The following is a 20,817-nucleotide window of genomic DNA, read 5'->3' as shown; positions in this document are numbered from 1 at the left end:
TACCACGCCACAGCCGCATCAATACGTGGCATTTCCTTCATATGGTTGTGGTAGAAACGCCATTTTCATGCCAAGCCATGAAAAAGACTCATGGCTGGCATCGCCAATGCACATGCTCGCCGGCACGTAACGGCACCAGCTCCTCTTCACCATAGGTCAGTGCCGCCGGCACTTGCCAGCTTTCCTTATGCAAAGTGATGGTATCGGCATTGCGTGGCAGACCATAAAATGCCGGCCCGTTAAAGCTGGCGAACGCCTCCAGCTTGTCCAGGGCACCGGCCTGCTCGAAGGCTTCAGCGTACAGCTCGATAGCGGCATTGGCGGTGTACATGCCAGCGCAACCGCAGGCGTTTTCCTTGGTGTGGCGTGCGTGCGGCGCACTATCGGTGCCGAGGAAGAATTTGTCGCTGCCGCTGGTGGCGGCGGCCAGCAACGCTTCGCGGTGCAGCTCGCGCTTCAGTACCGGCAGGCAATAGTGGTGCGGGCGGATGCCACCGGTAAACAGCGCATTGCGGTTCATCAGCAGGTGATGGGCGGTAATGGTGGCCGCCACGTTGGCCGGCGCGGCAGCCACGTACTCGGCAGCCTGGCGGGTAGTGATGTGCTCGAATACTACGCGCAGCTGCGGCAGGCGCTGCAATAGCGGCTCGAATACGGTGTCGATGAACACCGCCTCGCGATCGAACACATCCACGTTCGGATCGGTCACTTCGCCATGTACCAGCAGTGGCATGCCGACTTCCGCCATGGCCTCCAGTGCCACCATGGCATTGGCAACATCGCGCACACCGGCATCGGAGTTGGTGGTCGCGCCAGCCGGATACAGCTTGATGCCATGCACGAAACCGCTGGCCTTGGCCTTGCGCACTTCTTCTGCGGTGGTGGTTTCGGTCAGATACAGCGTCATCAGCGGCTCAAACTGACTGCCAGCCGGCCGCGCGGCCAGGATGCGCTCGCGGTAGGCGGCGGCGGCTTCCACCGTGGTCACCGGCGGCTTGAGGTTGGGCATCACGATGGCGCGCCCCATCTGGCGGCAGGTATCCGGCAGCACCGCCTGCATGGCAATGCCATCGCGCAGGTGCAGGTGCCAGTCATCCGGGCGGGTAATGGTCAATTTCATGATTGGTCTCTCGGGTAAGCGGTAAAGCCGGTAAACGTTGGCCGCAACGGCTATTTACGGCGGACAACGAGCAAAAACTTGCCTTCTGCGGTAACGGACGACTCCAGCAGCGCGTTACCGGTCTGCCGGCAGAAGGCCTCGAAATCCTTGGGCGCACCAGGGTCGGTCGCCAGCACCGACAACACCTGGCCGCTCTCCATGGTGGCCAGCGCCTTCTTGGAGCGCAGAATCGGTAATGGGCAATTCAGCCCGGAGAGGTCCAGCTGTTGATCTGGTTGCATAGTCGCTCCCTGCACGCATAGTCGCTACAATAAAGCGGTCATTTTAAATGAGCTTGGACGCAAAACCCCAACCATGTGTGTGATTGCCCTGGCTTACAAGACGCCGGCGCTCGGCCCGCTGGTACTGCTCGCCAACCGCGACGAGTACTACCGCCGCCCCAGTGCCGCACTGGATTACTGGCAGGATGCGCCGCAAACGCTGGGTGGACGCGATCTGCAGGCCGGCGGCAGCTGGCTGGCGATCGACACCCGCGGCAGGTTGGCCGCCGTCACGCATATCCGCGACGGCCGGCCGCAGATGGCTCCGCGTTCGCGTGGCGAACTGGTGCAGCGCTTTGTTTCCGGCAACGAGGAACCGCTGGCGTTTGCCGCCTGGCTGCGTGAGCACCGCCACGAATTCGGCCCGTTCAATCTGCTGTTCGGTCCCAGCAATGACCTGCTGCACTTCAACAGCCGCACCGGCATGCTGAACCGCGTCAGTCCCGGCATCCATCTGCTGGCCAATGCCGACATGGATACCCCGTGGTTCAAGTGCGAACGTCTGCGCGAACGCATGGGTACGCTGCGCCGTCCGCCGCAAGAGGCAGAAGTGCTGCCCTGGCTGTGCGACAGCACTGCGGCCAACGTGGCGGAACTTCCCAATACCGGCGTCGGTCTGGCGCAGGAAAAAATGCTGTCCCCTGTATTTATCGTAGGCCGTGACTACGGTACACGCGCCTCTTCCCTGCTGACCGTCAATGCCCGTGGCGATGTCGGCTTTTCCGAAATCAGCTGGGGCATGGGCGGTCGCGAAACCGGTCGCCGCCGTTACCAGCTGCGCATTGGACAACCCAGGACATAATTTTGAAACGACTCTTGCAACAACTTCCCTTTGCGCTGGCGCTACTGCTTGCGGCCAACCTCGCCCATGCCGACCTGTCAGGCAAAGACCGCCCGCGCAAGCTGCCAGTCAACCCATATACCGAGGATTTTGTCTGGCAGGAAAAATCGCAGACTCTGCCTCCATACGCGACTGCCCCGCAATGGCTGGAACTGCCGATGCCCGCCAGTGTACGCCCCAAGGTATTTGTCGACATCTCAGATCTGCAACTGGGCGAAGACGAAGTAATTCGGTACACCTTGCGCCAGCTAAGCAGTAGCGGCATCGAGAACATCAGCCGGGAAGGCCTTTACTGCATCAAGCGTCAACTGCGTAGTTACGCTTATGGCGATACGGTCAACAAGCGCTGGATAGAAGCACAAAATAGCGACTGGCGCGGTATTGCCGCTAATGACTGGATAAGACGCGAGCTGATGGAAGATATGTGTCCTAAGGGCTGGACCCCCCCCACGCTGGAGGAACTCCGTCTTAATCTGAACAAAGCGGGCAACATCGACCGTACACCGCAACGGGAAAAAGAGCGCAAGCTGTACCTCCCGCCTGTAAGCACAAAAGCCGCGATCCTTATCGCGGCTTTTTCTTTGCGGCCAACAGTTAATATCAGATCACTTCCGGCAGGCGATGGAAGCTCGACGGCACCTCGTCGGTCTGGGAGAAAGAAACAAACTCCCAGGCATCCGGCGTAGCCAGCAATACCCGCAACAGCTTGTTATTCAGTGCATGGCCGGACTTGTGGCCGCTGAATGCGGCAATCAGCGGGTGGCCAACGATGTACAAGTCGCCGATGGCATCCAGAATCTTGTGGCGCACGAATTCGTCCGGAAAGCGCAGCCCTTCCGGATTCAGTACGTACTCGTCATCGATCACGATGGCGTTATTGAGATTACCGCCACGTCCCAGACCATGCTGACGCATGTACTCCACTTCGTGCATAAAGCCGAAGGTACGTGCGCGACTGATCTCGTCGATATACGAACGCGACGCGAAATCGATGTGCACCGTCTGCGGTGCGCGGTTGAATGCCGGATGGTTGAATTCGATGGACAGTTCGACGCTGAAGCCCTCGTGTGGCACTAGCTTCACCCACTTGTCACCTTCCACCACCTCCACCGGCTGCTTCACCCGGATGAATTTTTTCGGTCTGGCCTGTTCCTCGATGCCAGCCGTCTGCAACAGAAAGATGAACGGAGCGGCAGAGCCATCCATGATGGGAATCTCTGCCGCCGTTACATCCACAACCACGTTATCGATACCCAGCCCTGCAAAAGCCGACATCAGATGCTCGATCGTGCCGACACGCACGCCGGTGTCAGTCACCAGCGTCGAGGAGAGGCGCGTGTCGTTCACGAGCGACGGTTGTGCCGCCACCTCGACCGGCTCGGGCAGGTCGGTGCGGCGAAAGACGATACCGGTATCGGGCGCAGCCGGGTGCAGGGTGAGTTTCACCCGCTCGCCGGAATGCAGACCAACGCCGGTTGCGCTGATCGTCTGTTTCAGCGTGCGCTGCAGGATCATGATGCGTCCCTGACTTGTTTGATGACGGCAATTTTATCACAGGGCATTTTCGGCCCTGATTGATTCATCTGCCGCAATCAATAAGCCAAGGCTATCAGTCAGCCTGTTTGCGCAGGAACGCCGGAATATCGTAGGACTCGCTAACGCCCGGATCGCTGAAGTCGGCGGCAACCGGAGTACGGCGATTGCTACGGCTGATCGCCGGCATCTTTTCCAGGTCGGCGTAGTTCACTTCCATCGCGACATTGTCGGTACCGGTTTTCAGCACCTTGATGTAATCCGGACGCTCGGTGCGGCCAGTCTGCGGCTTCTGCCCCAGGCCGGTGGCGATCAGCGTCACGCGGATGGTGTCTTCCGGCATGTCTTCCACTTCGGCGGTACCGAACTTCACTTGGGCATCTTCGTCGGCATACTGACGGATGATGCTCATGATTTCGCGGTATTCGCTCATCTTCAGGCAGCCAGGTGCGGTGGAAATGTTCACCAGCACGCCGCGGGCGCCTTCCAGCGTGATGTTGTCCAGCAGCGGGCTGGCCACGGCCTGCTCGGCAGCCACGCGGGCACGATCGATACCGGCCGCGTAGGCGGAACCCATCATTGCCAGGCCCATTTCGCCCATTACCGCGCGCACGTCGGCAAAGTCGACGTTGATCAGACCCGGGCAGGTGATCACTTCCGAGATACCGGCCACGGCGCCCTTCAGCACATCGTCGGCAGCGCGGAAGGCTTCACGCATGGTGACATCCTCACCCAGCACCGCCATCAGCTTTTCGTTCGGGATCACGATCAGCGAGTCGACATGCTTTTTCAGCAGGTCGATACCATCACCGGCTACGCGCAGGCGGCGGCCTTCGTGCTCGAACGGACGGGTAACCACGCCCACGGTCAGGATGCCCAGTTCCTTGGCCACTTCGGCCACCACCGGCGCGGCGCCGGTACCGGTACCGCCACCCATGCCGGCAGTCACGAATACCATGTTGGCACCGCGCAGCATCTCGGCGATGCGCTCGCGGTCTTCCAGCGCGGCACTGCGGCCAACCTCCGGATTGGCACCGGCACCCAGACCACGGGTCAGATTATTGCCCAGTTGCAGTTTCAGGCCCGCCTTGTTGCGTTGCAGGGCCTGTGCATCGGTGTTGGCACAGATGAATTCCACGCCGGCCACCTTGCTGTCGATCATGTTGTCGATAGCGTTGCAGCCGCCACCGCCGACACCGATCACCTTGATCACTGCCGCATTGGCAGTTTCTTGCATTACTTCGAATACCATGCCGCTCATTTTTCCTCTCCTGTAAAAAGATGAGCTGTTGACGGACGAATCGCTTACCTACTTAGAAGTTGCCGGCGAACCACGCCTTCATCTTCTGGAACATCTGCCCTACACCGGCGGCGTCAGACTTGTGGCCGATACGGGGCTGCATCTGGTCCTTGCCGTACAGCAGCAGACCCACGCCGGTAGAAAAGCGCGGATTCTTCACTACTTCCGACAGGCCACCCACATACTTGGGCACGCCAATGCGTACCGGCATGTGGAACACTTCTTCGGCCAGTTCCACCATGCCCGGCATCAGGCTGGCACCACCGGTCAAAACCATGCCCGAGGACAACACTTCCTCGAAGCCACTACGGCGCAGCTCCTGCTGCACCAGCTGGAACAACTCTTCCACCCGCGGCTCGATCACTTCGGCCAGGGTGGCGCGCGACATCTGGCGCGGACCGCGTTCGCCCACGCCCGGCACCTCGATCATCTGCGACGGATCGGCCAGGCCCACCAGCGACACGCCATGCTGGATCTTGATGTCCTCGGCCTCTTTGGTCGGGGTGCGCAACGCCATGGCGATGTCGTTGGTGATCTGGTCACCGGCAATCGGAATCACCGCGGTATGGCGGATGGCGCCGTTGGCATACACCGCGATATCGGTGGTACCGCCACCGATATCGATCAGGCACACGCCCAGTTCTTTCTCGTCTTCCGACAGCACCGCGTTGGCCGACGCCATCGGCTGCAGTACCAGGTCGGACACTTCCAGCCCGCAGCGACGCACGCACTTGGCCACGTTCTGCGCCGCGGATACCGCGCCAGTAACGATATGCACCTTGGCCTCCAGCCGCACACCGCTCATGCCCAGCGGCTCGCGCACGCCTTCCTGGCCGTCGATGCTGTATTCCTGGGTCAGGATGTGCAGCACCTGATGATCCGGCGGAATCGACACCGCACGCGCGGTTTCGATCACGCGGTCGATATCCATCTGGGTGACTTCGCGATCCTTGATCGCCACCATGCCGTGCGAGTTGACGCTCTTGATGTGGCTGCCGGCGATTCCGGTAAACACCTCGTTGATCTTGCAGTCGGCCATCAGCTCGGCCTCTTCCAGCGCGCGCTGGATCGCCTGCACGGTGGATTCGATATTCACCACCATGCCGCGCTTCAGGCCGCGCGAAGGCACCTGGCCCATGCCGACGATATTGATCTGGCCTTCTTCCAGCACCTCGGCAACGATCGCCACGATCTTCGAGGTGCCGATGTCCAGGCCGACCAGCATGTTCTTGCTTTCCTTAGGTTTGCTCACCTGTCGCTCCAAGCTCAAAGCTTCTTTCCTGCCACCGGCGGTGCCTTGTAATCAGGCATCCGCACGGCGAATCCATTGGGGTAACGCATATCCACATACGTGATGTAGTAGGGCAGCGTGGCTAGGCTTTTCGGCCAGTGCAGCACGAAGCGCGCCAACCTTTCCATGACCGGGCCGCTACCCAGTTCCAGCGTGATCCCGTTATCCAGTTCCATCCGCCACGCCTCCCGTTCCGACAGCCACAACCGGGCTGGCTGGAGGTGTACCGGCATCAGCTGCTGCCTTGCGGCCTGCAGCATCTTCACCATTTCCTTCTCGCTCGCTGCCGGCCCGAACAGCACCGGTAGCGGCTGGTCGCTGGCGGCATCGAACCAGCGCCCTTCGGTGCTGATCAGACCGGAGTCTCCCCACCGCGCCAGCGCCACATGCTCGCCGACCGTGATATCCAGCCGGTCCGGCCAGGTGCGCCTTACCTGCACCTTGCTCACCCATGGCAGCTTTTCGAACGCGGCCCGGGTCTTGTCGATGTCCAGCGTGAAAAACGTGCCGGTCAGCTCGTTCTGCGCGATGTACTTCAACTGCACCGGCGTTACCTTGTTCACTTCTCCACCGATGTGGATCCGCTTCACCGGGAACAGTGGCGAGTGCGTCAGCCAGAAGCCCCCGGCATACAACAACATCAATAACGACGCGGTCAGCAGCAGATTGGCTACTGCCCGCAATACGGCATGGTTATCCCACATGAGCTGCCGCCAGCACCTTTACGCACAGCTCCTCGTAGGACAGCCCCTCGGCACGCGCCGCCATCGGCACCAGGCTGTGGCTGGTCATGCCCGGGTTGGTATTCACTTCCAGCAGGTAGATGCCACCCTGCTCGTCCATCAGGAAATCCACCCGCGCCCAGCCACGGCAACCCAGCACGCGGAACGCCTGCAGCGCCAGCTCGCGTGCACGCTGCTCGGTTTCCTGCGCCAGCCCGGACGGGCAGCGGTACACGGTATCGTCGCGGAAGTACTTGGCCTGGTAGTCGTAGAACTCGGTAGCCGGCTCGATCTTGATGGTCGGGTAGGCCTTGTCATCGATCACCGCGCAGGTGTACTCGCCGCCGCCGATGAACTGCTCGGCGATCACGATGCTGTCGTACTTGCGGGCTTCCTCGTAGGCGGCTTTCAGCTCGCCCGGATTTTTCACCTTGGTCACGCCGATGCTGGAGCCCTCGGTGGACGGCTTCACGAAAATCGGCAGGCCCAGCTGTTGTTCGATGGCAGCGAAATCGCTGTTGTCGTTCAGCAGCTCGAAGGCCGGGATCGGCAAACCGGCGCCCTTCCACAGCAACTTGGTACGCCACTTGTCCATGCAGATCGCCGAGGCCAGTACGCCGCAACCGGTGTACGGCATGCCCATCGCTTCCAGCGCGCCCTGCAGCGTGCCATCCTCGCCAAACGGGCCATGCAGGATGTTGAACACGCGGACAAAGCCCTCTTCCTTCAGTGCGGCCAACGGTTTTTCCGCCGGATCGAAGGCATGCGCATCCACGCCCTGGCTCTGCAACGCGGCCAGCACGCCGCCGCCGCTCATCAGCGACACTTCGCGCTCTGCCGAGTTGCCACCCATTACTACTGCTACCTTGCCGAACTGCTTCATCTTGCTTCCTTGCTGCCGCATGTGATGCATGCGGCCAACCTTGTCTCTATGTCAGGCCCTGGCGGCGGCAACCAGCTTGGCTGGAATGCCGCCGATGGAACCGGCGCCCATGGTGATCACCACGTCGCCATCGCGGGCGATATCGCTGATGGTCTGCTGCATGTCGGCAATCTGCTCGACAAACAGCGGCTCCACCTTGCCGCCGACGCGTACCGCCCGCGCCAGCGCGCGGCCATCGGCAGCAACGATCGGCGCTTCACCGGCGGCATACACCTCGGCCAGCAGCAGCGCGTCCACGGTGGACAGTACTTTCACGAAATCTTCGAACAGGTCGCGGGTGCGACTGTAACGGTGCGGCTGGAACGCCAGCACCAGACGCTTCTCCGGAAACGCGCCGCGTACCGCGGCCAACGTGGCCGCCATTTCCACCGGGTGATGGCCGTAATCGTCGATCAGGGTGTAGCTGCCGCCATCCTTGGCCGGCACCTCGCCGTAGCGCTGGAAGCGGCGGCCGACACCGGCAAACTCGGCCAGACCCTGCTGGATGGCGGCGACATCGGCACCACACTCCAGCCCGATGGCGGTGGCCGCTAGCGCGTTCAGCACGTTGTGACGGCCCGGCATATTCAGGGTGACCGGGAAGCGCAGGCCTTCGGCCTTCACCACCACGTCGAAATGCATGCGGCCGGCGTCGGCAGTCACGTTCTCGGCGTAGATGTCGGCGCTGTCGTCCAGACCGTAGGTGGTGACCGGCTTTTTCAGCGCCGGCACGATGCTGCGGACGTGCTCGTCGTCCACGCACAGCACGGCACGACCGTAGAACGGCAAACGGTGCACAAAATCGATAAACGCCTGCTTCAGCTTGTCGAAGCTGTGCTCGTAGGTGTCCATGTGGTCGGCATCGATATTGGTGATCACCGCCATCACCGGCTGCAGGTGCAGAAAAGAGGCGTCGGATTCGTCGGCCTCGGCCACCAGGTATTCGCCACTGCCGAGGCGGGCATTGGTGCCGGCCGCGGTGAGCTTGCCGCCGATCACGAAAGTCGGGTCCAGGTTGGCCGCACCCAGCACCGACGCGGTCAGGCTGGTGGTGGTGGTCTTGCCGTGGGTGCCGGCAATGGCGATGCCCTGCTTGAAGCGCATCAGCTCGGCCAGCATCATCGCGCGCGGGATCACCGGGATGTGGCGCGCCTGCGCTTCCATCACTTCCGGGTTGTCCGCCTTCACCGCGGTGGAGGTCACCACCACGTCGGCACCCTGGATATAGGTGGCGTCGTGACCGAAATGGATGCGCGCACCCTGCTCGGTCAGGCGCTTGGTGGCGGCATTGTCGGCCATGTCGGAACCGGACACGGTATAGCCCAGGTTCAGCAGCACCTCGGCAATGCCGCACATGCCGACACCGCCGATGCCGACAAAGTGAATATGTTTGACTCGATGTTTCATTGTGTCTTCTCTTGCTCGGGTCCCGTCGGGCCCCTGTCCTATTCGCTATCCGCCAGTGCCTGGCACAGATCGGCCACTTTGGCCGCCGCCGCCGGTTTGGCCAGCAGGCGCGCCTGTTCGGCCATCTGCTGCAGCTGCGGGCGAGTAAGACCGCCCAGCAGGGTTGCCAGTTGCTGCGGATTCATCTCTTTTTGCGGCAGGTGGATCGCCGCGCCATTGGCTGCCATCCACTCCGCGTTATCACGCTGGTGCGAGGTGGTGGATACCACCAGCGGCACCAGAATCGCCGGCACGCCGGCGGCACACAGTTCGCTGACGGTGATCGCGCCGGCCCGGCACAGGATCACGTCGCATTCGGCCAGCAGCGCCGCCATGTTGTCGATGAACGGCAGCAGCGTCACATCGCGGCCAACCTTCAGCCCGGCAGCGGCATACGCCTGCTGCACGGCATCAAAATTCTTCTCGCCGGTCTGGTGCGTCAGCAGCGGACGCGCGTCCGCCGGCATCGCGGCCAGTGCCAGCGGCAGGGTGTCGTTCAACACCTTGGCGCCCAGACTGCCGCCCACCACCAGTACGCGCAGCGGCCCCTGACGGCCGGCGAAACGCTCCGCCGGCGGCATCATCTGTTCGATCTCGGCGCGTACCGGGTTACCGGTCACCACCGCTTTCTGCAATTTGGCGGCTTCGCCGTCGAAACCGCAGGCCAGATGGTCGGCAAACGGCAGCAGCGCCTTATTGCTCAGCAGCAGGCCGGCGTCGGCATTCACCATCACCAGCGGCTTCCACAGCAGCGCGCCGGCGAGACCGGTCGGCAGGCAGACATAACCGCCCATGCCGAGGATCACGTCCGGACGGTGCTCGAACATCAGTTTCAGGCTCTGCAGGAAAGCTAGCCCCAGCTGCAACACGCCCTTGATCGACCCGAGCAGGCCCTTGCCGCGCACACCGTGGAACGGCAGCCGCACCAGCGGGAAGCCGGCCGGCGGCACCAGCTTGTTTTCCATGCCGCGCTCGGTACCGACCCACACCACGCTCCAGCCACGGTCTTGCAGCTCGCGCGCCACGGCGATGCCGGGGACGATGTGTCCACCCGTGCCTGCTGCCATCACCATGACCGTACGCTTTGCCATCTCTGCTTTCCCTACCGTGGGCCTTGCCCGTTGTTGCTATCTCTGCGGCCAACGTTGGCCGCAGCGTTTTCCGTTAAACCGTGGAGCCTCACTGCCTGTTTTTCCTTCGCCGCTACGCGCGCGGGCAAATCAACGCCTGACGCTTCGCTCCACTCGCCCTACGGCTCGGGCAAACAGGCGCCTGCTCGCTGCGCTCGAGCTCCTTGCGGAGCCATGCGGTGCTTCAAACTTTGAAGCCCCGCATCAAGCGCCTGTTTTCATAATCCACGCGCAGCAGTACGGCCAGCGACGCCAGGTTGCACAGCATCGCCGAACCACCGAACGACATCAGCGGCAGGGTCAGACCCTTGGTCGGCAGCAAACCCATGTTCACGCCGACGTTAAAGAAGGTCTGGATCCCCAGCCAGATGCCGATCCCCTGCGCCACCAGCGCCTGGTAGTAACGCTCCAGCTTCTTTGCTTCCACGCCGATGTGGAAGGCGCGACGCACAATCCAGGCATACAGCCCCAGCACCACACAGATGCCGATAAAACCGAACTCTTCCGAAATCACCGCCATGATGAAGTCGGTATGCGCTTCCGGCAGGTAGAACAGTTTTTCCACGCTGCCGCCCAGCCCCACGCCCCACCATTCGCCGCGACCGATAGCGATCAGCGAGTGGCTAAGCTGATAGCCCTTGCCGTACGGGTCATCCCACGGATCGAGGAAGCCCAGCACCCGCTTCAGCCGGTACGGCGAGGTAATGATCAACAACGCGATCGCCACCACCGCCATCGCCGCCAGACCGGCGAAAATACGCAGGTTGATGCCGCCCAGAAACACGATGCCCATGGTGATGCTCATCACCACCATCAGCGCGCCGAAGTCCGGCTCCAGCAGCAACAGCATGGCCACAAACACGATGGCCACCAGAATTGGCAAAAACCCCTGGCGGAAGCTGTGCAGCTTGGCCGCCTTGCGTACCGTGTAATCGGCGGCGTAAATCGCCGCGGCCAACTTCATCACTTCCGATGGCTGCAGGTTCAGCACCAGCAGGTTGATCCAGCGCCGCGAACCGTTCACCACCTTGCCGATGCCCGGAATCAGCACCAGCAGCAACATGAAACCCGCCAGCAGGAAAAACTTGCCCGCATACTGCTGCCAGAGTCGGGTCGGCACCTGGAAGGTCACCCAGGCACCCACCAGGCCAATGGTCATGAAGATCATGTGGCGCTGCAGGTAGAAGTAGCGGTTGTTGGTGGCCGGATCGGCCTCGGCATAGGCAATCGATGCCGAATACACCATTACCAGGCTGATCGACAGCAGCAGCGCAATCGCCCACATCAGTGCTTCGTCGAGCACGGTGATGGCGGTGACCGATGAACGCTGCCCGAGGCTGACCATCAGTACGCCCCCTCGGCCCGGATCGCCGCCACGGTATCGATGAACACCTGGGCGCGATGCGCGTAGTTCTTGAACATGTCCAGACTGGCGCAAGCCGGCGACAGCAGCACCACGTCACCGGCTTGTGCCAGTTTGGCGGCGGTGCGGGTGGCGTCTTCCAGCGTGGCGCAGTCGGTCAACGCAACACCGCTGGCGGCCAGCGCGGCGCGGATGGCCGGCGCATCGCGACCGATCAGCACCACGGCACGGGCAATGCGGGCGCAGGCGGCTGCCAGCGGCGCAAAATCCTGCCCCTTGCCATCACCGCCGGCGATCAGCACCACCTTGCGGGTCATGCCGTTCAGCGCGGCCTCGGTAGCGCCGACATTGGTGCCCTTGGAATCGTCGATAAACATCACACCGCCGAACTCGGCGACGAACTCCACGCGATGCGCGAGGCCACGGAAGGTCTGCAGCGCCGGCAACAGCAACGCGCGATCGACACCGATCGCCTCTACCAGTGCCAGCGCCGCCAGGGCGTTGGCCGCATTGTGCAGCCCCTGCAACGGCATATCGGCGCAGTCGAAAACCGGCTGGCCGGCGATAGTAAGCAGGTAGCGGCCATCCGTCTGTTGCAGAGCGTAATCGGTCTGCTCGCGCAGCGAGAACCAGCGCAGCGGCCGGCCCGGGCGCACCATGGCGCGGCAGAACACATCGTCGCGGTTCAGCACCTGCACGCCGGCACCGGCAAAGATGGCGGTCTTGCTATGCGCGTAATCCAGCAGATCGTTGTAGCGATCCAGATGGTCTTCGGAAATATTCAGCACCGTGGCGGCATCGGCGCGCAGGCTGCTGGTGGTGTCCAGCTGGAAGCTGGACAGCTCGATCACGTACACGTCCGGCTGCTTGCCGCTGGCTTCGCGCTCGGCCAGCGCGGTCAATACCGGCAGACCGATGTTGCCGCACACCACGGTATCCAGCCCGGCGGCCTCGCACAGGTGGCCAACAAGGCTGGTCACCGTGCTCTTGCCATTGGAACCGGTAATGGCGATGACCTTGCTGCCATTGCCGGCGATGGCACGGCAGAACAGCTCGACATCGCCCACCACCTCGCCACCGCGGGCAGCAAAGGCGGCAATGGCCGGTGTACGGCAGCTGACGCCCGGGCTCACCATCAGCAGGTCGGCGTCGGCGAAAGTGGCGTCGCTGAACGCGCCCAGGCGCAGGGCCACGCCCAGCTCGGCGGCCACGTTGGCCGCATTGGCCGGGTTGTCGCGGCTGTCGGCGATGGTGACGCGCGCGCCATGCGCCAGCAGCCAGCGCGCGGCGGAAACGCCGGTGTCGCCGAGGCCGATGACGATGATGTGGCGGTTATCGAAGCGCATCACGTAGTCCTTAACGCAGTTTCAGGGTGGCCAGACCGGCCAGCACCAGCATCATGGTCACGATCCAGAAGCGCACCACCACTTGGGTTTCCTTCCAGCCCTTCAGCTCGTAGTGGTGATGCAGCGGCGCCATGCGGAACACGCGCTTGCCGGTGAGCTTGAACGAACCCACTTGGATCATCACCGACAGGGCTTCCATCACGAACAGGCCGCCCATGATCAGCAGCACGATTTCCTGGCGCACGATCACTGCCACGGTACCCAGTGCGGCGCCCAGTGCCAGCGCGCCGACGTCACCCATGAATACTTGCGCCGGATAGGCGTTGAACCACAGGAAGCCGAGGCAGGCACCGCAGATGGCGGCACAGAACACCACCACCTCGTGCGCACCGGGTACAAACGGCATGCCCAGATACTTGGAGAACACGGCGTGACCGGCCACGTAGGCGAAGATCGACAGGCCGGCGGCCACCAGCACCACCGGCAGCGCCGCCAGACCATCCAGGCCATCGGTAAGGTTCACCGAATTGGAAGTGCCGACGATCACGAAATAGGTCAGCACGCAGAAACCGATGCCGCCCAGCGGATAGACGATGTTCTTGAAGAACGGCACGATGAATTCGGTAGAGGCCGGCAGCTTGGCGGTGGTAAGCAGGAACACGCCGGCGGCAATGGCAATGGTGGACTGCCAGATCATCTTGAAGCGGGCGGAGACGCCTTTCGGGTCCTTGTACACCACCTTGCGCCAGTCATCGTAGAAACCCAGTGCGCCGGTACCCAGCGTTACCAGCAGCAGAATCCATACATACAGGTTCGACAGGTCGGCCCACAGCAGAGTGGTCACCGTCATCGCCAGCAGGATCAGCGTACCGCCCATGGTCGGGGTGCCGGTTTTGACCAGATGGGTCTGCGGACCATCCTTGCGTACTGCCTGGCCGACTTTCAGTTCGGTCAGTTTGGCAATCACCCACGGCCCCATCCACAGCGAAATGGCCAGCGAGGTCAGCGCCGCCATCACCGCGCGCAGGGTGACGTAGTTCAGTACATTGAAGGCGCGAATGTGTTCGCGCAGCAGATCGGCCAGCAGTAGCAGCACGTTTAATCCTTCCCGTGTTCTTGTTGTGTTTGCAGGTGGTCGACCACCCGTTCCATGCGCATGAAGCGCGACCCTTTCACCAGCACGGTGCTACCGGCGGTGACTTGCTGATCCAGCGCGGCCAACAGCGCCGGCAGATCGTCGAAATACTGCGCACCGGCACCATAGGCGTTGGCCGCATGGCGGGCCAGTTCGCCCAGGCACAGCAACTGCTCGATGCCGCGGGCACGGGCATGCGCGCCCACTTCGGCGTGCAGTTGCGGCGCGGTGTCGCCCAATTCGCCGATCTGCCCCATCACGAAGATGCGCGGCGCCGGATAGGCCGCCAGCACATCGATACCGGCCTTCATCGAATCCGGATTGGCGTTGTAGCTGTCATCGATCACCGTGGCGCCACAGGCGGCCTGCTTCAGCTGCAGCCGGCCCTTCACGCCACCGAAGGCAGCAAGACCGGCAGCGATGGCAGCCAGCGGCACGTCCAGCGCCAGCGCTACCGCAGCGGCAGCCAGCGCGTTGCGCACGTTGTGCTCGCCGGCAGCCGGCAGCTCGATCGCTTGCTCGCCTTGCGAGCACACCAGGGTGAAATGGTTGCCGGTGGCGCTGGCGACGATGTCACGGGCGCGAACGTTGGCCGCAGCGTTCAGGCCGAAACGCAGCTGGCGATGCTGGCCGGCAGCGGCGGCGAAGATGTCCAGCTGGGCATCGTCGGCATTGATGATGGCTACGCCGTCGGCGGTGAGTCCTTCGAAAATCTCGCTCTTGGCGCGGGCGATGTCGGCGGTGCTGTCGAAGCCGCCGCCCAGATGCGCGCGCATGGCATTGTTGACCAGCGCCACCTGCGGCCGGGCCAGCCCGGAAAGGTAGCGGATCTCGCCAAAGTGGTTCATGCCCATCTCGATCACCGCGTAGCGGTGCGCCGGGCGCAACGCCAACAGCGTCAGCGGCAGGCCGATGTCGTTGTTGAAGTTGCCGGCGGTGGCATGCACCGCGGCGTCACCGGCATGGGCACGCAAGATGGCCGCCACCATTTCCTTGACCGTGGTCTTGCCGTTGGAGCCGGTGATGCCGATACGCTTCACATCCAGCCGCGCGCACCAGGCTGCGGCCAGGGTGCCCAGCGCCAGCCGGGTGTCGTCAACACGGATCACGCTGCCACTGCTGGCGGCAAAGTCACGGCGCACCAGGGCGAAAGCACCCTTGGCCAGTACGTCGGCCACGAAGTCGTGGGCATCGAAGTTGTCGCCCTTCAGCGCCACGAACAGGTCGCCGGCCTGCACCGCGCGGCTATCGGTCACCACGCGCAGGAACTCGGCATCGCTGCCGGCCAGTGTGCCGGACAGGATGTGGGCGGCCTCACTCAGCAGCAGCATGCTTGGCCCCCCAGGCGGTGAGTGCGTCTTCGGCAACGCGGAAATCGGAGAACGGGTGCTTTACCCCGGCGATGTCCTGGTATTCCTCGTGGCCCTTGCCGGCGATCAGGATCACATCACCGACACGCGCCTGCAGCACCGCCCAATGAATGGCGGCAGCACGGTCGATTTCGATATGGCCCGGCGCCTGCATGCCGGCCAGGATGTCATTGATGATGGCTTGCGGATCTTCGCTGCGCGGGTTGTCACTGGTGACCACCGCCACATCGGCAATGCGCTCGGCGATCCCGCCCATCAGCGGACGCTTGCCCTTGTCGCGATCGCCGCCACAGCCAAATACGCAGAACAGCTTGCTGCCGGCGGGACGGATCTCCGCCAGCGTGGCCAGCGCCTTGTCCAGCGCATCCGGCGTGTGGGCGTAATCCACCACCACCAGCGGCTCCAGACTGCTGCCGATGCGCTGCATGCGGCCGCGCGCCGGCTGAATCTTGCCGAGCACGCGGGCAGCATCTTCCAGCGCCACGCCGTTGACACACAGCACCGCGAGGCAAGCCAGCATGTTGGCCGCATTGAAACGCCCCAGCAGCGGGCTCTTGATCACTGCATCGCCCCACGGCGTGGTAACGGCAAGCTGCAGCCCATCCAGGTTGGCCGCCAGGCTCAGCGGGCGCACATCGCCCTGCTCCAGCCCGTAGGTAATCACCCGGGTCTTGCTGCTATCGATGCCGGCGGCCAGGGTACGGCCGAAAGCGTCATCGGCATTGATGATCGCGTGCTGCAGACCTTGCCAGTGGAACAGTTTGGCCTTGGAGGCGCTGTACTCTTCCATACTGCCGTGGTAGTCCAGATGATCACGGGTCAGGTTGGTGAACACGGCCGAGCGGAAGGTCACGCCGTTAACGCGGAACTGGTCCAGCCCGTGGCTGGAGACTTCCATGCTCACCACGCTGGCGCCCTGGCGACGGTATTCGGCCAGCTTCTGCTGCACGGTGACCGGGTCCGGCGTGGTGTGGGTGGTTTCGGTCAGCTCGCCATAGAAGCCGTTGCCGACGGTACCGATCAGCGCCGCCTTCTCGCCCAGCAGCGCGTAGGCTTGCGCCAGCCAGTGCGAGATCGATGTCTTGCCGTTGGTGCCGGTAATGCCGATTACCGCCATATCGCGGCTGGGTTGGCCGTAAACGTGGGCCGCCACGATGCCGGCATTGGCACGCAGGTCCGGCACCGGCAGATTTGGCACCTGCCAGGCCGGGTTCCAGCTGAAACCGTCGGCACTGTCCCACAGCACCGCTGCCGCGCCCTTTGCCAGCGCGGCCGGAATGAAGTCGCGGCCGTCGGTGTACTCGCCGCGACAGGCCAGGAACAGGTCGCCCGGCAGCACGCGCCGGCTGTCGGTTTCGACGCGGCTCATGGCTACGCCAAGACCCTGCAGCATGGCAGGGTCCCAGTCCGGCAGATTGACCAGAGTGGTTTTCATGTTTCTTCCCGCACTTCCGAAATCTGCTGTTCCGGAATCAATTGGTTATTGGAGGGAGCATCCGGCTCGACCCCCAGAATGCGCAAACTGCCGGCCATGATGTTGGAGAAGGCAGGGCCCGATACTGTGCCGCCGTAGTAACCACCAACACTCGGCTCATCGATCATCACTGCCACGATCAACCGTGGCCGGGTTGCCGGCGCGAAGCCGACAAACAGGCCGATATGCTTGTCCGGCGCGTAATGGCCGCCCACCAGCTTGCGGGCGGTACCGGACTTGCCGGCGACGTGATAGCCGAGCACCTGTGCACGCACCGCCGTGCCGCCTTCCTCGGTAACCGTCATCATCATTTCGCTCATGGCCTTGGCGGTGGCCGGCTTCACAACCTGACGCCCCGGGTTTGGCACCGCCAGTCGGGTAAACGACAGCGGCAACAAGGCGCCATTGTGGGTAAAGATGGTGTAGCCGCGGGCCAGCTGCAGCAGACTGACGGTTACGCCGTAGCCGAAAGACATGGTGGCCTGCTCGATCGGACGCCAGGTCTGCCAGTCGCGCAGGCGGCCACTGGACTCACCGGGAAAGCCGGACTGCGGGCTCTGGCCGAAACCGCTCTGGCGGTAGAAGGTCCACATCTGCTCCGGACTGAACATCGCCGCGATCTTGGAAGCGCCGACGTTGGAGGATTTCTGGATGATGCCGGTCACAGTCAGTGTCGGGTTGGAGTGCGAGTCGCGCACCGTGGCCGGCCCGATCATGTACGGACGGGTGTCGAAAACGGTATTCGGGTTAATACGACCGGCGTCAATCGCCATCGCCACCGTGAATGGTTTCATGGTGGAGCCCGGCTCGAACATGTCCACCACCGCACGGTTGCGGCGCATTTCCGGCTCCAGCACCGCACGGTTGTTGGGGTTGTACGACGGGGTATTGGCCAGCGCCAGCACTTCGCCGGTCTGGGCATCCAGCACCACCACCCCGCCGGCCTTGGCCTTGAAGGCCTCGGTCGCCGCCGACAGCTCGCGGTAGGCCAGGTACTGGATGCGCTTGTCGATAGACAGCGCCAGTGTCTGGCCGTCGCGTGGCGGCTCGATAGCGGTCACGTCCTCGATAATGTGACCGCGACGGTCTTTCAGTACTGTACGGCTGCCCGAACGGCCTGCCAGCATCTTTTCGCGGGTCAGCTCCAGCCCTTCCTGGCCCTTGCCGTCGACCCCGGTAAAGCCGATCACGTGCGACAGCATCTCGCCAGCCGGATAATAGCGGCGATATTCCTGCTGCTTGGCGATGCCGGGAATGCCCAGCGCCATTACCTGCTCCGCCAGCTGCGGGCTGATCTGGCGCTTCAGATACACAAACTCACGCTTCTTGTCGGCAAACTTCTGCTGCAGCTCCGCCAGCGGCAACTCCAGCAGGCGCGACAATGCGGCCAACTTGTCGGCCGGCACCGGGTTCATATCCATCGGACTGGCCCAGATGGACTGCACCGGGGTGCTGATCGCCAGCACCTCGCCGTTACGATCGGTAATCACGCCGCGGTTGGCTTCCAGCACCATGCTGCGGCGGAAGCGTGCCTCGCCCTGGTTGACCAGAAAATCCTGTTGCACCACTTGCAGATAGATGGCGCGTGACAGCAGGCCCAGCAACAGCAGGCCCAGCACCAGCTGCACCACGGCCACACGGCCCGGCGCCAGCCGCATATGCGGTTTGACGGTGTTACGGATCGGCGGCGAGTACACGCGGCTCATCGCACACCCTCCGGCGTAATGACGTATACCTGGCGCTGACTGGGTGTCAGCATGCCAAGACGGCTAGTGGCGGACTTCTCGATCAGGGCATGCGCGCCCCAGGTACTCTGCTCCAGCTGCAGCTGGCCATACTCGACATCCAGCTGGCGCGACAGCTTCTGCTGCTTTTCCAGCTCGTTGTACAGGTGGCGCGACACGTGCTGCGAAGTCACCACGGACATCGCACACCCGATCACGGCCACCAGCAAGGCGGCATTGAGCTTGTTAATGCTCACTGCGCCCCCTTCCATTCGCCGGCAGTACGCTCGGCCACGCGCATAATGGCACTGCGCGCCCGTGGGTTGGCCGCAACCTCTTCCTCGCTACCGCGAATCGCCTTGCCCACCGGCTTGATCGCCGCCTCGGCGATATCGGCAGCACGGACCGGCACCCAGGACGGCAAGGTGTCAGTAGTACTGGCAGCGCGGATGAAATTCTTGACGATACGGTCTTCCAGCGAATGGAAGCTGATTACCGCCATGCGGCCGCCCGGCGCCAGCTGGGATACCACCTGCGGCAGCACTGCTTTCAGCTCATCCAGCTCGCGATTGATGTAAATCCTTATCGCTTGGAAGGTTCGCGTCGCGGGGTCCTGACCTGGTTCCCGAGTGCGGACGTTCTTCCCAACGAGCAAGGCGAGCTCACGCGTCGTCTCGAGGGGGCGCTCAGCCCTTTGCGCAACAATGGCTGCTGCGATCTTGCGAGCAAACCGCTCTTCACCATAAGTCTTGATTACCTCTGCAATGTCGGCCTCGTCGGCAGTTGCCAGCCATTCGGCCGCCGTCATGCCGCGAGTGGTGTCCATGCGCATGTCCAGCGGCGCATCGAACCGGAAACTGAAGCCGCGACGACCATCGTCGATCTGCGGCGAGGAAATACCCAAATCCATCAGCACGCCGTCCACCTTGTCTACGCCGAGCGCAGACAGTTCGGCTGCAAAGGTTTCGAAACCGTTGTGCACGATGGTGAAACGCGGATCCGCCGCCGCCAGCGCAGTGGCTACGGCGATGGCTTCCGGATCCTTGTCGAATGCGATCAGGCGACCCTGCGGCCCGAGCTGGGACAGGATCAACCGGCTGTGGCCGCCGCGCCCGAAGGTGCAATCGACGTAAACGCCATCCGGACGAATGGCGAGGGCCGCGACGGCCTCATCGAGTAGCACCGTGCGGTGAACAAAAACTGCGTCGGTCAAAGCGTGAAATCTCCAAGATGCTGCGCAAGGTCAGCAGGATCAATGTCGAGTGCCGCGGTGGTCTGGTTGTCCCAGCCGGCGGCATCCCACAGTTCAAAGCGGTTTCCCATTCCCACCAGTGCCACATCCTTGTCCAGCCGGGTCAGCTCGCGCAGGCGGGCTGGCAGCAGGATGCGGCCGGCAGAGTCCATTTCCAGCGTTTCGGCATGGCCAAGCACCAGACGCTGGTAGCTTTTCAGCATGGGGTTACCGCTAGGCAGAGCCAGCAGGCGCTGCTCGACGGGCTTCCAGTTGGGTTCGGGGTAGATCAGCAGGTGATCGGAGGATTCGAGGGTAACGACAAGCTTGTGGCCGAATGCGGACAGCAGTGTCTCGCGGTGCCTGGCCGGAATGGCCAGACGCCCCTTGGCATCAAGAGAGACAAGACTTACGCCGCCGATCATTTTGCTTGGACACTTCGCCTAGAAGTTAGGGGCCATCGCCCCACAATTACCCACTTCACCCCACTTTTCGCCACTATAGGGAAACGGTTTTACCCGGTCAACATCGAAAAAAGGCAATTAGCCT

Annotated in this window: 20 protein-coding genes; 2 read left to right on the top strand and 18 right to left on the bottom strand. The window is 62.8% G+C overall.

From position 1 onward, the window contains the following. Positions 1-88 precede the first annotated feature (88 nt). Together pyrC and HU218_RS03230 are read right to left on the bottom strand one after the other, a co-directional pair. A complete protein-coding gene (gene pyrC, locus HU218_RS03235; RefSeq protein ID WP_217450703.1) occupies positions 89-1,123 on the bottom strand; it encodes a dihydroorotase in 1,035 nt (344 codons plus the stop codon). A 47-nt stretch (positions 1,124-1,170) separates the two neighbouring features. After that, entirely contained in the window at positions 1,171-1,401 is a 231-nt protein-coding gene (locus HU218_RS03230) for a sulfurtransferase TusA family protein (protein WP_174873514.1), read from the bottom strand. A 73-nt stretch (positions 1,402-1,474) separates the two neighbouring features. Here HU218_RS03230 and HU218_RS03225 point away from each other — a divergent pair, with 73 nt between their 5' ends. Both HU218_RS03225 and HU218_RS03220 read left to right on the top strand, forming a co-directional pair. Beyond that, positions 1,475-2,242, top strand: a complete 768-nt coding sequence (locus tag HU218_RS03225; protein ID WP_174873513.1) for an NRDE family protein — start codon at positions 1,475-1,477, stop codon at positions 2,240-2,242. A gap of 2 nt (positions 2,243-2,244) precedes the next feature. Further along, positions 2,245-2,967, top strand: a complete 723-nt coding sequence (locus HU218_RS03220) for a CNP1-like family protein (RefSeq protein WP_174873512.1) — start codon at positions 2,245-2,247, stop codon at positions 2,965-2,967. Here the strand turns inward: HU218_RS03220 and lpxC are convergent. The 16 genes from lpxC to mraZ form a co-directional block, all read right to left on the bottom strand. Beyond that, entirely contained in the window at positions 2,882-3,793 is a 912-nt protein-coding gene (gene lpxC, locus HU218_RS03215; RefSeq protein ID WP_174873581.1) for a UDP-3-O-acyl-N-acetylglucosamine deacetylase, read from the bottom strand. The two genes, HU218_RS03220 and lpxC, sit on opposite strands and share 86 nt — an antisense overlap. A gap of 97 nt (positions 3,794-3,890) precedes the next feature. Then, a complete protein-coding gene (gene ftsZ / locus HU218_RS03210) occupies positions 3,891-5,075 on the bottom strand; it encodes a cell division protein FtsZ (RefSeq protein ID WP_174873511.1) in 1,185 nt (394 codons plus the stop codon). 52 nt (positions 5,076-5,127) lie between these two features. Next, positions 5,128-6,339 carry a cell division protein FtsA gene (ftsA, locus tag HU218_RS03205; RefSeq protein ID WP_217450702.1) on the bottom strand — a complete coding sequence of 404 codons (1,212 nt, stop codon included), beginning with the start codon at positions 6,337-6,339 and terminating at the stop codon, positions 5,128-5,130. A 41-nt stretch (positions 6,340-6,380) separates the two neighbouring features. Then, positions 6,381-7,109, bottom strand: a complete 729-nt coding sequence (locus HU218_RS03200) for a cell division protein FtsQ/DivIB (RefSeq protein ID WP_174873509.1) — start codon at positions 7,107-7,109, stop codon at positions 6,381-6,383. Next, the gene (locus tag HU218_RS03195) at positions 7,099-8,010 is read right to left on the bottom strand and encodes a D-alanine--D-alanine ligase (protein WP_174873508.1); all 912 of its coding nucleotides are present in this window, start codon (positions 8,008-8,010) and stop codon (positions 7,099-7,101) included. Before HU218_RS03195 ends, HU218_RS03200 begins: the two co-directional genes overlap by 11 nt. Before the next feature lie 51 nt (positions 8,011-8,061). After that, on the bottom strand, positions 8,062-9,456 hold the full coding sequence (murC, locus tag HU218_RS03190; protein WP_174873507.1) for a UDP-N-acetylmuramate--L-alanine ligase: 1,395 nt from the start codon (positions 9,454-9,456) through the stop codon (positions 8,062-8,064). 38 nt (positions 9,457-9,494) lie between these two features. Further along, entirely contained in the window at positions 9,495-10,586 is a 1,092-nt protein-coding gene (gene murG / locus HU218_RS03185; RefSeq protein ID WP_174873506.1) for an undecaprenyldiphospho-muramoylpentapeptide beta-N-acetylglucosaminyltransferase, read from the bottom strand. A gap of 223 nt (positions 10,587-10,809) precedes the next feature. Next, positions 10,810-11,970: a putative lipid II flippase FtsW gene (gene ftsW, locus HU218_RS03180; RefSeq protein ID WP_174873505.1), complete on the bottom strand. Its 1,161-nt coding sequence runs from the start codon at positions 11,968-11,970 to the stop codon at positions 10,810-10,812. Further along, positions 11,970-13,334 carry a UDP-N-acetylmuramoyl-L-alanine--D-glutamate ligase gene (gene murD, locus HU218_RS03175; RefSeq protein ID WP_174873504.1) on the bottom strand — a complete coding sequence of 455 codons (1,365 nt, stop codon included), beginning with the start codon at positions 13,332-13,334 and terminating at the stop codon, positions 11,970-11,972. The genes ftsW and murD overlap by 1 nt, the downstream gene beginning before the upstream one ends. A 10-nt stretch (positions 13,335-13,344) precedes the next feature. After that, complete coding sequence (gene mraY, locus HU218_RS03170; protein WP_425509244.1) at positions 13,345-14,427, bottom strand: phospho-N-acetylmuramoyl-pentapeptide-transferase; 1,083 nt, start codon at positions 14,425-14,427, stop codon at positions 13,345-13,347. Positions 14,428-14,432: 5 nt separating this feature from the next. Next, entirely contained in the window at positions 14,433-15,800 is a 1,368-nt protein-coding gene (locus tag HU218_RS03165; protein WP_174873502.1) for a UDP-N-acetylmuramoyl-tripeptide--D-alanyl-D-alanine ligase, read from the bottom strand. Beyond that, positions 15,784-17,232, bottom strand: coding sequence for a UDP-N-acetylmuramoyl-L-alanyl-D-glutamate--2,6-diaminopimelate ligase (locus HU218_RS03160; RefSeq protein ID WP_246210712.1), 1,449 nt, complete (start codon positions 17,230-17,232; stop codon positions 15,784-15,786). Before HU218_RS03160 ends, HU218_RS03165 begins: the two co-directional genes overlap by 17 nt. A gap of 38 nt (positions 17,233-17,270) precedes the next feature. Then, complete coding sequence (locus HU218_RS03155; protein ID WP_174873500.1) at positions 17,271-19,019, bottom strand: peptidoglycan D,D-transpeptidase FtsI family protein; 1,749 nt, start codon at positions 19,017-19,019, stop codon at positions 17,271-17,273. Further along, positions 19,016-19,294 (bottom strand): cell division protein FtsL, encoded by a 279-nt coding sequence (ftsL, locus tag HU218_RS03150; RefSeq protein ID WP_246210709.1) that lies wholly within the window; start codon positions 19,292-19,294, stop codon positions 19,016-19,018. The genes HU218_RS03155 and ftsL overlap by 4 nt, the downstream gene beginning before the upstream one ends. Next, positions 19,291-20,250, bottom strand: a complete 960-nt coding sequence (gene rsmH, locus HU218_RS03145; RefSeq protein WP_174873499.1) for a 16S rRNA (cytosine(1402)-N(4))-methyltransferase RsmH — start codon at positions 20,248-20,250, stop codon at positions 19,291-19,293. Before rsmH ends, ftsL begins: the two co-directional genes overlap by 4 nt. Further along, positions 20,247-20,693 (bottom strand): division/cell wall cluster transcriptional repressor MraZ, encoded by a 447-nt coding sequence (gene mraZ, locus HU218_RS03140; protein ID WP_174873498.1) that lies wholly within the window; start codon positions 20,691-20,693, stop codon positions 20,247-20,249. The genes rsmH and mraZ overlap by 4 nt, the downstream gene beginning before the upstream one ends. Positions 20,694-20,817 lie beyond the last annotated feature (124 nt).

Source organism: Vogesella oryzae, assembly GCF_902829295.1.
GTDB lineage: Bacteria > Pseudomonadota > Gammaproteobacteria > Burkholderiales > Chromobacteriaceae > Vogesella > Vogesella oryzae.
Note: the sequence above shows the minus strand (reverse complement) of the source record. Positions and strands in the feature narration are given on the sequence as shown.

Coding starts and splice junctions, on each gene's coding strand:
- ftsA (WP_217450702.1), bottom strand. CDS start 6,339: ATGCTGGTCGGCCTGGACATCGGCACCTCGAAGATCGTGGCGATCGTT.
- ftsZ (WP_174873511.1), bottom strand. CDS start 5,075: ATGAGCGGCATGGTATTCGAAGTAATGCAAGAAACTGCCAATGCGGCA.
- HU218_RS03195 (WP_174873508.1), bottom strand. CDS start 8,010: ATGAAGCAGTTCGGCAAGGTAGCAGTAGTAATGGGTGGCAACTCGGCA.
- murG (WP_174873506.1), bottom strand. CDS start 10,586: ATGGCAAAGCGTACGGTCATGGTGATGGCAGCAGGCACGGGTGGACAC.
- HU218_RS03200 (WP_174873509.1), bottom strand. CDS start 7,109: ATGTGGGATAACCATGCCGTATTGCGGGCAGTAGCCAATCTGCTGCTG.
- murD (WP_174873504.1), bottom strand. CDS start 13,334: ATGCGCTTCGATAACCGCCACATCATCGTCATCGGCCTCGGCGACACC.
- ftsW (WP_174873505.1), bottom strand. CDS start 11,970: ATGGTCAGCCTCGGGCAGCGTTCATCGGTCACCGCCATCACCGTGCTC.
- HU218_RS03230 (WP_174873514.1), bottom strand. CDS start 1,401: ATGCAACCAGATCAACAGCTGGACCTCTCCGGGCTGAATTGCCCATTA.
- HU218_RS03160 (WP_246210712.1), bottom strand. CDS start 17,232: ATGCTGCAGGGTCTTGGCGTAGCCATGAGCCGCGTCGAAACCGACAGC.
- murC (WP_174873507.1), bottom strand. CDS start 9,456: ATGAAACATCGAGTCAAACATATTCACTTTGTCGGCATCGGCGGTGTC.
- HU218_RS03225 (WP_174873513.1), top strand. CDS start 1,475: ATGTGTGTGATTGCCCTGGCTTACAAGACGCCGGCGCTCGGCCCGCTG.
- HU218_RS03155 (WP_174873500.1), bottom strand. CDS start 19,019: ATGAGCCGCGTGTACTCGCCGCCGATCCGTAACACCGTCAAACCGCAT.
- mraZ (WP_174873498.1), bottom strand. CDS start 20,693: ATGATCGGCGGCGTAAGTCTTGTCTCTCTTGATGCCAAGGGGCGTCTG.
- HU218_RS03165 (WP_174873502.1), bottom strand. CDS start 15,800: ATGCTGCTGCTGAGTGAGGCCGCCCACATCCTGTCCGGCACACTGGCC.